The following is a 14,580-nucleotide window of genomic DNA, read 5'->3' as shown; positions in this document are numbered from 1 at the left end:
CCCGGTGCCGGTCAGCGGGGGCCGTCGGCCAGGTGCGCGCGCAGGATGCGTTCCAGTTCGCGGGCGGCGCGGGAGGGGGAGACGTCGCCGCGGTGCGCCACCGAGACCACCCGGTGCATGTCGGGGGTGGCGAACGGGGTGATCCGCAGGCCGGAGCGCTCGGCGACCATGCTGGGGACGACGGCGACGCCGAGCCCGGCGCGGACGAAGCCGAGGACCGCGTCCATCTCGCCGCCCTCGACGGTGAAGGTCGGCTCGAAGCCGGCCGCGCGGCACGCGGCGGTGGTGAACTCCCGCAGGTCGTAGCCGCGGCGGAACATGGCGAGCGGGCGGCCGCGGAGGTCGGCCACCCGGATCCGGGTGCGCCGGCCGGTCACCGGTGCCGGGCGGTCGGGGGCGGAGACCACCACCAGCTCCTCGCGCAGCAGCTCGGCGGTGGCCAGCGCCGGGGCCTGGCCGGGCAGCGGCGTGATGATCAGCGCCAGGTCCAGGGCGCCGTCGGCCAGGGCCCGGACGAGGTCCTGGGAGCCGTCCTCGGTGACGATCAACTCGACGCCCGGGTAGGCGGTGTGGAAGGCGCTGAGCACGTCGGGGACGAGGCTGGCGCAGAGGCTGGGCGGGGCGCCGAGCCGGAGCCGGCCGCGGCGGAGTTGGGCGACCTCCTGGACCTCGCGGCGGGCGGTCTCGGTGTCGGCGAGGATCCGGCGGGCCAGCGGCAGCAGGGTCTCGCCGGCGTCGGTGAGGGCGATGTGGCCGCGGGCGCGGTGGAAGAGCTCGGCGCCCAACTCCCTCTCCAGCGCCCGGATCTGCTGGGAGAGCGAGGGCTGGGCGACGTGTTCGCGCTCGGCGGCGCGGGTGAAGTGGCGGGTTTCGGCCACGGCCGTGAAGTAGCGGAGCTGCTGTAGCTGCATGGGACGACTATAGAGCCGCGATAGGCGCAGCCTATGGAGATGAGCCGGACCATGTCTTGGACTGATGGCGGGCGCATCCCTAGCGTCGTGACTCATGGCATTGGCAACGCGGACGGATCGGCCGTCCAAGGCACTGACGGTGTGGCGCTCCACCGTCGGCAAGAAGACGGTGATGGCCGTCAGCGGCCTGATCATGCTGCTCTACCTGGTCGCCCACATGATCGGGAACCTCAAGATCTTCTTCGGGCCCGGGGAGTTCGACCACTACGCGCACTGGCTGCGCACCGTCGGCGAGCCCTTCATGCACTACGAGTGGACGCTGTGGCTGATCCGCGTCGTGCTGGTCGTCGCGGTGGTCGCGCACGCGGTCTCCGCCTACCAGCTCAGCCGCCGCGACATCCGGGCCCGCCCCAGCAGGTACGTGCACCGCAAGCCGCGGGCCAGCTACGCCACCCGCACCATGCGGTGGGGCGGGATCATCCTCGGCCTGTTCATCGTCTGGCACCTGATGGACCTGACGACCGGCACCGTGCACCCCGACTTCCGGGCGGGACACCCGTACCAGAACGTCGTGGGCACCTTCTCCACCTGGTACGGCAACGTCATCTACCTCGTCGCGATGCTCGCGCTCGGGCTGCACATCCGGCACGGCTTCTGGAGCGCCGCCCAGACCCTCGGCGCCGGCAGCCGCACCCGCGACCGGGCCCTGAAGGCTTCCGCCAACATCCTCGCGCTGCTGCTCACGGTCGGCTTCATCGCCGTCCCCGTGGGCGTCATGACCAAAGTGGTGAGCTGACCCGTGAACTACACCGACTACGCGACCGGGGAGCCGGTCGCCGACGCCACGGCCCCCGCCGGCCCGATCGCCGAGCGCTGGGACACCCGCCGCTTCGAGGCCAAGCTGGTCAATCCGGCCAACCGCCGCAAGCACACCGTCATCGTCGTCGGCACCGGCCTGGCCGGCGGCTCGGCCGGCGCCACCCTGGCCGAACAGGGCTACCACGTCGTCCAGTTCTGCTATCAGGACTCGCCGCGCCGGGCCCACTCCATCGCCGCGCAGGGCGGCATCAACGCCGCGAAGAACTACCGCAACGACGGCGACTCCGTCCACCGGCTCTTCTACGACACCGTCAAGGGCGGCGACTTCCGCGCCCGGGAGTCCAACGTCCACCGCCTCGCGCAGATCTCGGTGGAGATCATCGACCAGTGCGTGGCGCAGGGCGTCCCGTTCGCCCGCGAGTACGGCGGCCTGCTCGACACCCGCTCCTTCGGCGGCGTCCAGGTCTCCCGCACCTTCTACGCCCGCGGCCAGACGGGGCAGCAGCTCCTGCTCGGCGCCTACCAGGCGCTGTCGCGGCAGATCGCCGCCGGCAACGTCGAGTTGCACCCGCGCACCGAGATGCTCGACCTGATCGTCGTCGACGGCCGGGCCCGCGGCATCGTCGCCCGCGACCTGATCACCGGGAAGGTCTCCAGCCACTTCGCGGACGCGGTGGTGCTCGCCTCCGGGGGCTACGGCAACGTCTTCTACCTGTCGACCAACGCCATGAACTCCAACGCCACGGCCGTGTGGCGGGCCCACCGGCGCGGCGCCTACTTCGCCAACCCCTGCTTCACCCAGATCCATCCGACCTGCATCCCGCGCACCGGCGCCCACCAGTCCAAGCTGACCCTGATGAGCGAGTCGCTGCGCAACGACGGCCGGATCTGGGTGCCCAAGGCCGAGGGAGACACCCGCCCGGCGAACGAGATCCCCGAGGACGAGCGCGACTACTACCTGGAGCGGATCTACCCGTCGTTCGGCAACCTCGTCCCCCGCGACATCGCCTCCCGGGCCGCGAAGAACGTCTGCGACGAGGGCCGCGGCGTGGGCCCCGGCGGGCAGGGCGTCTACCTGGACTTCGCCGACGCCATCGCGCGGATGGGCCGCAAGGCCGTCGAGGCCAAGTACGGCAACCTCTTCGACATGTACCAGCGGATCACCGACGAGGACCCGTACCGGGTGCCGATGCGGATCTACCCGGCGGTGCACTACACGATGGGCGGCCTGTGGGTCGACTACGACCTCCAGACCACGATCCCGGGCCTGTTCGCGGTCGGCGAGGCCAACTTCTCCGACCACGGCGCCAACCGCCTGGGCGCCAGCGCCCTGATGCAGGGCCTGGCCGACGGCTACTTCGTACTGCCCGCCACCATCAACGACTACCTGGCGCGCCATCCGGGCCAGGAACCCCTGACCGCCGAACACCCGGCGGTCCAGGGCGTGTTGGCCGAGACCGAGGACCGGCTGAACCTGCTGCTGGCCGTCGACGGCGACCGCACCCCGGACTCCTTCCACCGCGAGCTCGGTGAACTCATGTGGGAGCACTGTGGGATGGCCCGCACCGACGCCGGCCTGCGCAAGGCGCTGGACCGGATCCCGCAGATCCGCGAGGAGTTCTGGCGGCGCATCAAGGTCCCGGGCACCGGCGAGGAGTTCAACCAGTCGCTGGAGAAGGCCAACCGGATCGTCGACTACCTGGAGCTCGCCGAGCTGATGTGCCTCGACGCGCTGCACCGGGCCGAGTCCTGCGGCGGCCACTTCCGCGAGGAGTCGCAGACCCCGGACGGCGAGGCCGCCCGCCAGGACGAGGCGTTCTCCTACGCGGCCGCCTGGGAGTTCACCGGCACCGGCGCGGCCCCCACCCTGCACAAGGAAGACCTGGTCTTCGAGTACGTCCACCCCACCCAGCGGAGCTACGCATGAAGCTCACCCTGCGCGTCTGGCGGCAACCACACGCCGACGCCGACGGCGCCATGTCCACGTACGAGGTGGACGGCATCTCGCCCGACATGTCCTTCCTGGAGATGCTGGACGTCCTCAACGAACGGCTCATCCTGGCCGGAGACGACCCGGTGGCCTTCGACCACGACTGCCGCGAGGGCATCTGCGGCGCCTGTTCGCTCGTCATCAACGGCGATGCGCACGGCCCGGAGCGCACCACCACCTGCCAGTTGCACATGCGGTCCTTCAAGGACGGCGACACCCTCGACGTCGAACCGTGGCGGGCCGCGGCCTTCCCGGTCGTCAAGGACCTCGTCGTGGACCGCTCGGCCTTCGACCGGATCATCCAGGCCGGCGGCTACATCACCGCACCGACCGGCGCCGCCCCCGAGGCGCACGCCACGCCGGTGCCCAAGCCCGACGCCGACTTCGCCTTCGAGCACGCCGAGTGCATCGGCTGCGGCGCCTGCGTGGCGGCCTGCCCCAACGGCGCGGCGATGCTGTTCACCTCGGCCAAGGTCAACCACCTGGGCGTGCTGCCGCAGGGCGCGCCGGAGCGCGAGTCCCGGGTGCTGGACATGGTGGCGCAGATGGACGAGGAGGGCTTCGGCGGCTGCACCCTGGCCGGCGAGTGCGCCACCGCCTGCCCCAAGGGCATCCCGCTGTTCAGCATCACCGCGATGAACCGGGAGTTCCTCCGCGCGACCCGCAAGGGCCGCTGACCCGGCGGCCGTCGGAACGCGACGAGGCCCCCTTTGCACCGGGCGGAGGGGGCCTCGTGCCGTACGCGCGCTCAGCGCACCGGGTGGCCGGCCTCCCGCAGTGCGTCCTTGACCTGGCCGATCCGCAGATCGCCGAAGTGGAAGACGGAGGCGGCCAGCACCGCGTCGGCGCCGGCGGCCACCGCGGGGGCGAAGTCGGCCAGCTTGCCGGCGCCGCCGGAGGCGATGACCGGGACACTGACGTGTCGGCGCACCGCCTCGATCATCGCCACGTCGTAGCCGTCCTTGGTGCCGTCCGCGTCCATGGAGTTCAGCAGGATCTCGCCGGCGCCCAACTCCGCGGCGCGGTGCGCCCATTCGACGGCGTCGATGCCGGCCGAGCGGCGGCCGCCGTGCGTGGTGACCTCGAACGCGCCCGACGCGGTGCGGCGGGCGTCGACCGAGAGCACCAGCACCTGGCTGCCGAACCGCTCGGCGATCTCCTTGATCAGCTCGGGGCGGGCGATCGCCGCGGTGTTCACCCCGACCTTGTCGGCGCCGGCCCGCAGCAGCTTGTCGACGTCCTCGGCGGTGCGCACCCCGCCGCCGACGGTGAGCGGGATGAAGACCTGCTCGGCGGTGCGGCGGACCACGTCGTAGGTGGTCTCGCGGTTGCCGGAGGACGCGGTGATGTCGAGGAAGGTCAGCTCGTCGGCGCCCTCGTCGCCGTAGACCTTCGCCATCTCGACCGGGTCCCCGGCGTCGCGGAGGTTCTGGAAGTTGACGCCCTTGACCACGCGGCCGTTGTCGACGTCCAGGCAGGGAATGACGCGGACCGCCAGGGTCATCTCGTCTTCAGCCCTCTCGCTCGGTGTCCCGGGACGGGTCCCGGAACGCTTCTAGTTCTACTTCCACCAGGACGCGGGAGTCGACGAAGCCGGAGACCACGACCATGGTGGTGGCCGGCGGCGCGGCGTCGAACAGCTCGCGGTGGGCACGGGCGGCGGCGTCCGCGTCCCGCAGGTGGGTCAGGTACATCCGGGTGCGCAGCACCTCGGCGGCGCCCAGCCCGAAGGGTTTGATCGCCGCCAGCGCGTTGCCGAAGGCGACCTTGGTCTGGACGTAGGGGTCGCCCTCGCCCTGGAGGACACCACCGACCAGCGGCATGGTGCCGGCGACCAGGACCCGGTCGCCGGCGGCCACCGCGCGCGCGAAGCCGATGGTCTCTTCCCACGGACTGTCGGTCCGTACGCGCTCGATGCTCATCACGCCGCCTTCCTGTGCGGTCGGTTGCGGCACCCGCGGCCTCTAGGAGACCGCCGCCAGCGCCTCTTCGAGGGTGAACGCCTTCGCGTAGAGCGCCTTGCCGACGATCGAGCCCTCCACACCCTCGGGCACCAGCGCGGCGATCGCCCGCAGGTCGTCGAGGGAGGAGACGCCGCCGGAGGCGACGACCGGGCGGTCGGTGGCCGCGCAGACGTTCCTCAGCAGTTCCAGGTTGGGGCCCTGGAGGGTGCCGTCCTTGTTGATGTCGGTGACGACGTAGCGGGCGCAACCCTCGGAGTCCAGGCGGGCCAGGGTCTCGTAGAGGTCGCCGCCGTCCCGGGTCCAGCCGCGGCCGCGCAGGGTGGTGCCGCGGACGTCCAGGCCGACCGCGATCCGGTCGCCGTGCTCGGCGATGATCTTGGCGACCCACTCCGGGTCCTCCAGCGCCGCGGTGCCGATGTTGACCCGGGTGCAGCCGGTGGCCAGCGCGGCGGCCAGCGAGTCGTCGTCGCGGATGCCGCCGGACAGCTCGACCTTGAGGTCCATGGAGCGGGCGACCTCGGCGATCTGCGCGCGGTTGTCGCCGGTGCCGAAGGCGGCGTCCAGGTCGACCAGGTGCAGCCACTCGGCGCCGGCGGCCTGCCAGGCGAGGGCGGCCTGCATCGGGTCACCGTAGGAGGTCTCCGAGCCGGACTCGCCGTGCACCAGGCGGACGGCCTGGCCGTCGCGGACGTCGACGGCGGGCAGCAGTTCGAGCTTCTTCACGGGGTTCACAGCGTTTCGATCCAGTTGGTGAGGAGCTGGGCACCGGCGTCGCCGGACTTCTCGGGGTGGAACTGGGTGGCCCACAGCGGGCCGTTCTCCACCGCGGCGATGAACGGCTCGCCGTGGGTGGCCCAGGTGACCTTGGGGGCGGCGATCGCGGCGTTGCCGACCTCCAACTCCCAGTCGTGGACCGCGTAGGAGTGCACGAAGTAGTAGCGGGCGTCGGTGGGCAGCCCGGCGAAGAGCCGCGAACCCTCCGCGGCGCGCACGGTGTTCCAGCCCATGTGCGGGACCACCTCGGCCTTGAGCGGGCCGACCGTGCCGGGCCATTCGTCGAGGCCGTCGGTCTCCACGCCGTGCTCGATGCCGCGGCCGAAGAGGATCTGCATGCCGACGCAGATGCCCATCACCGGCCGCCCGCCGGCCAGTCGGCGCCCCACGATCCAGTCGCCGCGGACCTCCTTCAGCCCCCGCATGCACGCGTCGAACGCGCCGACGCCGGGCACCAGCAGCCCGTCGGCGTTCATCGCGGTGTCGTAGTCGCGGGTGATCGTCACGTCCGCGCCGACGTGCGCCAGCGCCCGCTCGGCGGACCGGACGTTGCCGAAGCCGTAGTCGAGGACCACGACCTTCTTGGCGGCCTTCCCCGCGGCCTGCTGCGTGGCCTGCTGCGCGGCGCTCAATTCCATACCTCCAGGCGCATCACACCGGCCACCAGGCACATCGCCGAGGCGATGGCCATGAGGGTGATCACGGACTTGGGGATCTTCTGCTTCCAGAACGAGTAGACGCCGCCGAGCAGGAAGAGTCCCACCAGGATGAAGACGGTGGACAGGCCGTTCATCAGAGGGCGCCCTTCGTGGACGGGAGGATGCCCGCGGCCCGCGGGTCCCGCTCGCTGGCGTAGCGCAGCGCCCGGGCCAGCGCCTTGAACTGGCACTCCACGATGTGGTGGGCGTTGCGCCCGTACGGGACGTGGACGTGCAGCGCGATCTGCGCCTGGGCGACGAACGACTCCAGTATGTGCCGGGTCATCGTGGTGTCGTAGGTGCCGATCATCGGCGCCATGTTCTCCGGCTCGGTGTGCACCAGGTACGGGCGACCTGAGAGGTCGACGGTGACCTGGGCCAGCGACTCGTCCAGCGGGACGGTGCAGTTGCCGAAGCGGTAGATGCCGACCTTGTCGCCGAGCGCCTGCTTGAAGGCGGCGCCCAGCGCGAGGGCGGTGTCCTCGATGGTGTGGTGGGTGTCGATGTGCAGATCGCCGTCGGTCTTGACCTTCAGGTCGAAGAGGCCGTGCCGGCCGAGCTGGTCGAGCATGTGGTCGTAGAAGCCGACGCCGGTCGAGACGTCGACCTGACCGGTGCCGTCGAGATCGATCTCGACCAGCACGGTGGTCTCCTTGGTGGTGCGCTCCACGCGCCCCACGCGGGCGGTCGCCCCGCTCATCGCTTGTTCTCCTTCAGGCTGCGTTCTTTGCACACCGCGCGCACCGCGTCGAGGAACGCGTCGTTCTCGGCCGGGGTGCCGGCGGTGACCCGCAACCAGCCCGGTACGCCGTTGTCGCGGACCAGCACGCCGTGGTCGAGGATCGACTGCCAGGCGGCGTGCGCGTCGTCGAAGAGGCCGAACTGGACGAAGTTGGCGTCCGAGGCGACGACCTGGCAGCCGATCGCGCGCAGTTCGGTGACCAGACGGTCCCGCTCGCCCTTGAGCTGCTCGACGTATGCCAGCAGCGTATCGGTGTGCTCCAGGGCCGCGAGCGCGGTGGCCTGGGTGACGGACGAGAGGTGGTACGGCAGTCGGACCAGTTGGACGGCGTCGACCACGGCCGGGTCGGCGGCGAGGTAGCCCAGCCGCAGCCCGGCGGCGCCGAACGCCTTGGACATGGTGCGGGAGAGCACCAGGTTGGGCCGGCCCTCGATCAGCGGCAGCAGCGAGGGCCGGTGGCTGAACTCGCCGTACGCCTCGTCGAGCACCACCAGCGCTCCGCCGCTGTCCGCCCTGGCGGCCTGGGCCGCCTCGTACAGCGCCAGGACGGTGTCGGCCTCGACGGCGGTGCCGGTGGGGTTGTTCGGCGAGCAGACGAAGACCACGTCGGGCCGGTGCGCGGCGATGGCCTCCCTGGCCGCCTCGACGTCGATGGTGAAGTCGTCGTTGCGGGGGCCGGAGAGCCAACCGGTGCCGGTGCCGCGCGAGATCAGCGCGTGCATGGAGTACGACGGCTCGAAGCCGAGGGCGGTGCGGCCGGGGCCGCCGAAGGTCTGGAGCAGCTGCTGGATGATCTCGTTGGAGCCGTTGGCGGCCCAGACCTGGGCGGCGGTGACCTCGTGGCCCGCGGTGCGGGTGAGGTAGCCGGCCAGCGCGGTGCGCAGCTCGACCGCGTCCCGGTCGGGGTAGCGGTTGAGGTGCCGGGCGGCCTCGGTGACCCGCTCGGCGATCCGCCGCACCAGCGGCTCGGGCAGCGGGTAGGGGTTCTCGTTGGTGTTCAGGCGCACCGGGACGTCCAACTGCGGTGCGCCATAAGGGGACTTGCCGCGCAGCTCGTCCCGGATGGGCAGCTCGTCCATCCTGGACACGGGGGCGTTCTTCGTCACGTGCGTGCTCACTTGCTCTGGGGGACCGTCCAGTCGTACCGCGCCCTGATCGCCGCGCCGTGGGCCGGGAGGTCCTCGGCCTCGGCGAGGGTCACCACGTGGTGGGCGACCTCGGCCAGCGCCTCGCGGCTGTAGTCCACGACGTGGATGCCGCGCAGGAACGACTGGACGGACAGGCCGGAGGAGTGGCAGGCGCAACCGCCGGTGGGCAGGACGTGGTTGGAGCCGGCGCAGTAGTCGCCGAGCGAGACCGGGGCGTAGGGGCCGACGAAGATCGCGCCGGCGTTGCGGACCCGGGCGGCGACCGCGGCGGCGTCGGCGGTCTGGACCTCCAGGTGCTCGGCGCCGTAGGCGTCGACGACCTTCAGGCCCTCGTCGAGGCCGTCGACCAGGACGATCGCGGACTGCCGGCCGGACAACGCCGGCACGATCCGGTCCTCGACGTGCTTGCTGGCCTCGACCTGCGGGGCCAGCTCCTTCTCCGTGCGGTCGGCCAACTCCTCGGAGTCGGTGACCAGGACGGCGGCGGCCATCGGGTCGTGCTCGGCCTGGCTGATCAGGTCGGCGGCGACGTGCACCGGGTCGGCGGTGACGTCGGCGAGGACCGCGATCTCGGTGGGCCCGGCCTCGGAGTCGATGCCGATCCGGCCCCTGAGGAGGCGCTTGGCGGCGGCGACGTAGATGTTGCCGGGGCCGGTGACCAGATTGACCGGGGCGCACTCGTCGGTGCCGTAGGCGAACATCGCCACGGCCTGGGCGCCGCCGGCGGCGTAGACCTCGTCGACGCCGAGCAGGGCGCAGGCGGCCAGGATGGTGGGGTGCGGCAGGCCGCCGAAGTCGCGCTGCGGCGGGGAGGCGACGGCGAGCGAGCCGACGCCGGCCTCCTGGGCGGGGACGACGTTCATGACGACGGAGGACGGGTAGACCGACCGGCCGCCGGGGACGTAGAGGCCGACCCGCTCGACCGGGACCCAGCGCTCGGTGACCGTGCCGCCGGGCACGACCTTGGTGGTGACGTCGGTGCGGCGCTGCTCGCGGTGGACGGTCCGGGCGCGCCGGATGGACTCCTCCAGGGCGGCGCGGACCTTCGGGTCCAGGGCGTCGAGGGCCTCGGTGAGCGCCTCCGCCGGGACCCTGACCCGCTCGATCTCGACGCCGTCGAACCGCCGCGCGTACTCGATCAGCGCCGCGGTGCCGCGATGGTGCACGTCCTCGCAGATCGGCCGCACCTTCTCCAGGGCGGCTTCCACGTCGAACTCGGCACGGGGCAGCAGGTCGCGCAGGGCGGCACCCTCGGGGAGGGCGGCGCCACGCAGATCGATTCGGGAGATCACCCCCCCAGTGTCTCAGACCCGTCGCCGGGGCCGAGCGCCCGTATCACTCAGTGATACGTAGTGACGCGCGGGACGGGCGGTCGCCGGCCCGGTCGTCGAAGTTGACCGGAGTTGGCCCTGACCACGCGTGTTCAACGGGTCACGGGGCGGGCAAGGGGTCGGTGCGGGCGTCATCGGAGGCGCCCACGGGGGCGGGCGGAAGAGGGCCCGCCGGAACGCGTCCGAACAGGTAGCGCCGCCGGGGCACCGGCCGGGACCACCGGCGCCGGCGCGCACGGCGGAGCAGCGCCGCACGCCGGGCCGCGCACGACGCCCGCGAAGGGGCGACGACGACCGGCGACGAGGACCAGTACAGACGGCCTGCCGCAAGGCACCGTGAGAGCGAGGGGGAGCCACAGTGACCGGAGCCAGGGACGGCGACGCGCCCGCCGACCTGCGACTGACGTCCGCGGAATGGAGCATGTGGCAGGCGTTCCGCAACGGCAGTAGCTGCAATCTGCACACCGGCGACCCGTCCCGGGACGACCCGCACGGGCAGCACCTGTGGGGCCCGGAGCGCCGGATCCGGGCCCGGGTGGTGGCGTTGTTGCTGCTCGACGGGCCGCCGGCGCAGCCCGGGCGGGTGCCCGGGCTGAAGCTGACCGGGGCGTACATCACGGACACTCTCGACCTTGCGGGCGGCACGATCAAGCCATTCGTGGAGCTGCGGGACTGCCGCTTCGAGGCCGAGGTGCTGCTGCCGGAGAGCCGGTTCACCACCCTGCGGATGGTGAACTGCGCGATACCCCGGCTGGAGGCGGCCCGGCTGCACACCGAGGGCGATCTGCACCTGCCGCGCTGCGTGGTGCACTCCGGCATCCGGCTCACCGACGCGCACATCGGCACCGACCTGATGCTCAATCAGGTCGTGGTGCACAAGGACCGGCAGGGCCGCTCGGTCATGGCCGACGGGCTGACCGTCGCCCAGGACCTCCAGGCCGAGATGCTGGAGTCCTACGGCGAGCTGTCGCTGCGCGGCGCCACCGTCGGGGTGTCGCTGAGCCTGCGCGGCAGCCACCTGAGCAATCCGTTCGGCCGCCGGGCGCTGAACGCCCCCCAGCTGACCGTCGAGCGCACCCTCTACCTCACCGCCGCCGGCCTGGCCAACTCCCCGTTCTCCAGCGGCGCCACGCCCCCGTACGGCATCACCCACACCCCGGCCCGCGGCACCCGCATGCAGCGCTTCGAGTGCGAGGGCGGGGTGCGGCTGGACGACGGGCGGTTCGGGGACGCGGTGGACCTGGAGCACGCCCGCTTCATCATGGAGTCCGACCAGGAGCTGTCGCTGCGCCGGATCCAGACGCCGGAGCTGCGCTTCCTGGGCGAGCGCCCGCAGCGGGGCCGGGTGATCCTCTCCGGCGCCCGGGTCGTCAACCTCGTCGACAAGTCGGCGAGCTGGCCGGGGCTGGGCGGGCTGATGATGGCCGGCTTCTCCTACGAGACGCTGATCCCGCGCGGCCACTTCCCGCTGGCGCTGCGCCTGCAGTGGGTGGCCGCGGCGACCCCGGAGTACGCGCCGGAGCCGTACGAGATGCTGGCCACCTCGCTGCGCGCCATGGGCGAGGACGCGGACGCCCGGGAGGTGCTGCTGGCCAAGCAGCGGCGGCGGCGCGAGACGCTGCCGCTGGCGGCGAAGGCGTGGGGCTTCCTCCAGGACTGGACGGTGGCCTACGGCTACCGCCCGGGGCGGGCCGCACTGTGGATGGCGATCCTGTGGGCGATCGGCACCGCGTACTTCTCCTCGAACCCGCCGGAACCGCTCAAGCACGACGAGATGCCGCACTGGAACCCGTACCTGTACTCCCTGGACCTGCTGCTGCCGCTGGTCGATCTCCATCAGGGCGACGCCTGGGCGCCGGCCGGCACCGCCCAGTGGGTCTCGGCGGTGATGATCCTGGCCGGATGGGTGCTGGCCACGACCATGGCGACCGGTGCGTCACGGCTCCTCCAGCGGCAGTAGCGCGGCTGCGCCGGGTGCGGGTGGCGGCCCGCACCGGCGCAGGCTCTAGGCTTACGGACTGTGTCCTCCCTGCGTCTGCCCCTGTTCCCGCTCAACTCCGTGCTGTTCCCGGGCCTGGTGCTGCCGCTGAACGTCTTCGAGGCGCGCTACCGCGCGATGATGCGCGATCTGCTGGACCGGCCCGAGGACGACCGCCGGTTCGCGGTGGTCGCCATCCGGGACGGCCGGGAGGTCGCCCCGACCGCGCAGGGCCTGCCGGACGACACCGCGCCGACCGCCACCGGCCCGGCCGCGGGCTTCGGCGACGATCCGATCCGGGCCTTCCACACCGTCGGCTGCGTCGCGGACGCGGCGACCATCCGGGAGAAGTCGTCCGGCGACGGCTACGAGGTCCTGGCCACCGGCACCACCCGGGTCCGACTGTCCTCGGTGGACGCCTCCGGGCCGTATCTGACCGGTGAGTTGACGCCGTTTGAGGAGGACGACGGGGAGGGCGCGGGCGCGCTGGCCTCCGGGGTGGTGCGGGCCTTCCGCACCTACCAGAAGCGGCTGGCGTGGGCGAACGAGCGGACCCTGGCCAGCGGCCAGGACCTGCCCGCCGACCCGTCGGTGCTGTCGTACCTGGTGGCCGCCGCGGCGGTGCTGGACGTGCCCGCCAAGCAGCAGTTGCTGGAGGTGCCGGACACCGCGGGCCGGCTGCGGCAGGAGCTGAAACTGCTGCGCGCGGAGTCGGCGGTGATCGGTAAGCTCCCGTCGCTGCCGGCGGTGGAGCTGACCCGGCAGCCGACCAGTCCCAACTGACCTACCGAACTCCCCGGCCCCGGTCGCGGGCCCGCCCCCGCACCGGGCCGACCGGCGTCCGGGCGCGAATGAGGCGAGACGCAGTGGCGAAGAAGGCGAAGCAGGGGAAGAAGGGCGGCGCGCAGACCGGCGGCACGCCCGCGACGGTGGCGCTGACCGCCGCCGGCGTCCCGTTCACGGTGCACGCCTACGCGCACGACCCGGCGGCCGTGTCGTACGGCGAGGAGGCCGCGCAGGCGCTCGGGGTCGCCCCCGACCAGGTGTTCAAGACGCTGCTGGCGGACGTCGACGGGGCGCTGACGGTGGCCGTGGTGCCGGTCTCCGGTTCGCTGGACCTGAAGGCGCTGGCCGCCGCGGTGGGCGGCAAGCGGGCCGCGATGGCCGATCCGGCGGCGGCCGAGCGCAGCACCGGTTATGTGGTCGGCGGGATCTCGCCGCTGGGGCAGCGCAGGCGGCTGCCCACCGTGGTGGACGCCTCGGCCGAGGGCCGGCCCACGGTGTGCGTCTCGGCCGGACGGCGCGGTCTGGAGGTCGAGTTGGCCCCGGCCGACCTGGTCGCACTGACCGGCGCACGGGTCGCACCGATCGCGCGGGACTGAGCCGCGCCGGCGCCGCCGGGTGCGCCCGGTGCCGCCGCCCGCCGCCCCCGCGGGCCTTCCCTCCGCGCCCGTCCTCGGTTACGACCGGGGAGGAGGTACGCCATGTCGAAGAGGACCCGTAAGCGGAAGTGGCGCATCCGGAAGCGCCGGGCCAATCACGGTCGCCGACCGGCCTGATGCGGCCGACCGGCCGGCGCGGCGGTCAGCCCGCCGCCGGCGGCTGGTGGTGGTGTCCGGACCAGTCGGGCACCACCGCGTCCTCCGGGTCGCGCGGCCCGAACAGCCCGGTCAGCGCGATCAGCGCGGCCATCCCGGCGACCGGCCAGGCCAGCAGCGCGCCCTTGGCCTGGAGCCGCAGCGGACCGTCGAAGACGACCCCGGGGCCGACCTGCTTGGCGTGCGCGACCACGTCCGGGGTGGGCCCCAGCCACATGCCGGTCACCCAGCCCAGCACGGCGCCCAGCAGCCCGCCGACGGCCAGCGCGACCACCAGCGGGATGCCGCCGCGCCGCCGGAAGAGGAAGACCGCGACCGCGGTGACCAGGCCGAACCCGAGCGCCAGCAGGAAGAAGGTGCCGTCGGCGCCGATCGCCTCCTCGCCCTCGGTGTTCTTCAGGTAGACGTTGTGGGTGTCGGCGATCAGCGGCACGCGCGGCGCCAGCCAGGCCCACAGCACGCCCAGCAGCACCCCGCTCACCGCGACCGCCAGCGCGATCAGCACGCCTTCGCGCAGTTCGCGGGCGAATTCGGGGCCGCCTTCGGGGTCGACTGTGGCGCCGTGCGGGTCGTCGGGCGGTTGGTTCTCGTGGGGCGTCTGCGGTGCGGTCACGTTGTCATCGTGCC

General features: G+C 72.6%; 16 protein-coding genes. 6 read left to right on the top strand and 10 right to left on the bottom strand.

The features are described from left to right. Nucleotides 1-11: 11 nt before the first annotated feature. Nucleotides 12-911, bottom strand: coding sequence for a LysR family transcriptional regulator (locus ACIQU6_RS03920; protein WP_403480027.1), 900 nt, complete (start codon nucleotides 909-911; stop codon nucleotides 12-14). 94 nt (nucleotides 912-1,005) lie between these two features. Between ACIQU6_RS03920 and ACIQU6_RS03915 the strand changes: the two genes are divergently transcribed. The 3 genes from ACIQU6_RS03915 to ACIQU6_RS03905 are packed head-to-tail and all read left to right on the top strand — an operon-like array spanning nucleotide 1,006 to nucleotide 4,397. After that, nucleotides 1,006-1,707 carry a succinate dehydrogenase gene (locus tag ACIQU6_RS03915; RefSeq protein ID WP_403480026.1) on the top strand — a complete coding sequence of 234 codons (702 nt, stop codon included), beginning with the start codon at nucleotides 1,006-1,008 and terminating at the stop codon, nucleotides 1,705-1,707. 3 nt (nucleotides 1,708-1,710) lie between these two features. Then, the gene (locus ACIQU6_RS03910; RefSeq protein ID WP_403480025.1) at nucleotides 1,711-3,657 is read left to right on the top strand and encodes a fumarate reductase/succinate dehydrogenase flavoprotein subunit; all 1,947 of its coding nucleotides are present in this window, start codon (nucleotides 1,711-1,713) and stop codon (nucleotides 3,655-3,657) included. Then, a complete protein-coding gene (locus tag ACIQU6_RS03905) occupies nucleotides 3,654-4,397 on the top strand; it encodes a succinate dehydrogenase/fumarate reductase iron-sulfur subunit (protein WP_403480024.1) in 744 nt (247 codons plus the stop codon). Before ACIQU6_RS03910 ends, ACIQU6_RS03905 begins: the two co-directional genes overlap by 4 nt. Before the next feature lie 71 nt (nucleotides 4,398-4,468). Here the strand turns inward: ACIQU6_RS03905 and hisF are convergent, their stop codons facing one another. Genes hisF through hisD form a run of 8 tightly spaced genes read right to left on the bottom strand, consistent with a single transcriptional unit; the run spans nucleotide 4,469 to nucleotide 10,338 of the window. Further along, a complete protein-coding gene (gene hisF, locus ACIQU6_RS03900; protein ID WP_403480023.1) occupies nucleotides 4,469-5,224 on the bottom strand; it encodes an imidazole glycerol phosphate synthase subunit HisF in 756 nt (251 codons plus the stop codon). A 7-nt stretch (nucleotides 5,225-5,231) separates the two neighbouring features. Next, nucleotides 5,232-5,642, bottom strand: a complete 411-nt coding sequence (locus ACIQU6_RS03895; RefSeq protein ID WP_274916184.1) for a Rid family hydrolase — start codon at nucleotides 5,640-5,642, stop codon at nucleotides 5,232-5,234. Nucleotides 5,643-5,684: 42 nt separating this feature from the next. Continuing rightward, nucleotides 5,685-6,407: a bifunctional 1-(5-phosphoribosyl)-5-((5-phosphoribosylamino)methylideneamino)imidazole-4-carboxamide isomerase/phosphoribosylanthranilate isomerase PriA gene (gene priA / locus ACIQU6_RS03890; RefSeq protein ID WP_274919279.1), complete on the bottom strand. Its 723-nt coding sequence runs from the start codon at nucleotides 6,405-6,407 to the stop codon at nucleotides 5,685-5,687. A gap of 5 nt (nucleotides 6,408-6,412) precedes the next feature. Next, nucleotides 6,413-7,096: an imidazole glycerol phosphate synthase subunit HisH gene (hisH, locus tag ACIQU6_RS03885; protein ID WP_403480022.1), complete on the bottom strand. Its 684-nt coding sequence runs from the start codon at nucleotides 7,094-7,096 to the stop codon at nucleotides 6,413-6,415. Then, a complete protein-coding gene (locus ACIQU6_RS03880; protein WP_018536734.1) occupies nucleotides 7,087-7,251 on the bottom strand; it encodes a hypothetical protein in 165 nt (54 codons plus the stop codon). The genes hisH and ACIQU6_RS03880 overlap by 10 nt, the downstream gene beginning before the upstream one ends. Then, nucleotides 7,251-7,856: an imidazoleglycerol-phosphate dehydratase HisB gene (gene hisB / locus ACIQU6_RS03875; RefSeq protein ID WP_018536733.1), complete on the bottom strand. Its 606-nt coding sequence runs from the start codon at nucleotides 7,854-7,856 to the stop codon at nucleotides 7,251-7,253. Before hisB ends, ACIQU6_RS03880 begins: the two co-directional genes overlap by 1 nt. Beyond that, nucleotides 7,853-8,986, bottom strand: coding sequence for a histidinol-phosphate transaminase (locus ACIQU6_RS03870; protein WP_403480021.1), 1,134 nt, complete (start codon nucleotides 8,984-8,986; stop codon nucleotides 7,853-7,855). Before ACIQU6_RS03870 ends, hisB begins: the two co-directional genes overlap by 4 nt. A 26-nt stretch (nucleotides 8,987-9,012) precedes the next feature. Then, a complete protein-coding gene (hisD, locus tag ACIQU6_RS03865; protein WP_403480020.1) occupies nucleotides 9,013-10,338 on the bottom strand; it encodes a histidinol dehydrogenase in 1,326 nt (441 codons plus the stop codon). 397 nt (nucleotides 10,339-10,735) lie between these two features. Between hisD and ACIQU6_RS03860 the strand changes: the two genes are divergently transcribed. The 3 genes from ACIQU6_RS03860 to ybaK all read left to right on the top strand — a co-directional run bounded on the left by ACIQU6_RS03860 (nucleotide 10,736) and on the right by ybaK (nucleotide 13,737). Further along, the gene (locus ACIQU6_RS03860; RefSeq protein ID WP_403480019.1) at nucleotides 10,736-12,337 is read left to right on the top strand and encodes an oxidoreductase; all 1,602 of its coding nucleotides are present in this window, start codon (nucleotides 10,736-10,738) and stop codon (nucleotides 12,335-12,337) included. Nucleotides 12,338-12,397: 60 nt separating this feature from the next. After that, nucleotides 12,398-13,138, top strand: a complete 741-nt coding sequence (locus tag ACIQU6_RS03855) for an LON peptidase substrate-binding domain-containing protein (protein ID WP_403480018.1) — start codon at nucleotides 12,398-12,400, stop codon at nucleotides 13,136-13,138. A gap of 83 nt (nucleotides 13,139-13,221) precedes the next feature. Beyond that, entirely contained in the window at nucleotides 13,222-13,737 is a 516-nt protein-coding gene (gene ybaK / locus ACIQU6_RS03850; RefSeq protein ID WP_403480017.1) for a Cys-tRNA(Pro) deacylase, read from the top strand. A 202-nt stretch (nucleotides 13,738-13,939) separates the two neighbouring features. Here the strand turns inward: ybaK and ACIQU6_RS03845 are convergent, their stop codons facing one another. Continuing rightward, entirely contained in the window at nucleotides 13,940-14,566 is a 627-nt protein-coding gene (locus ACIQU6_RS03845; protein ID WP_403480016.1) for an ABC transporter permease, read from the bottom strand. Nucleotides 14,567-14,580: the final 14 nt, after the last annotated feature.

The organism is Streptomyces sp. NPDC090442, assembly GCF_044769405.1.
Classification (GTDB): domain Bacteria; phylum Actinomycetota; class Actinomycetes; order Streptomycetales; family Streptomycetaceae; genus Streptomyces.
Note: the sequence above shows the minus strand (reverse complement) of the source record. Positions and strands in the feature narration are given on the sequence as shown.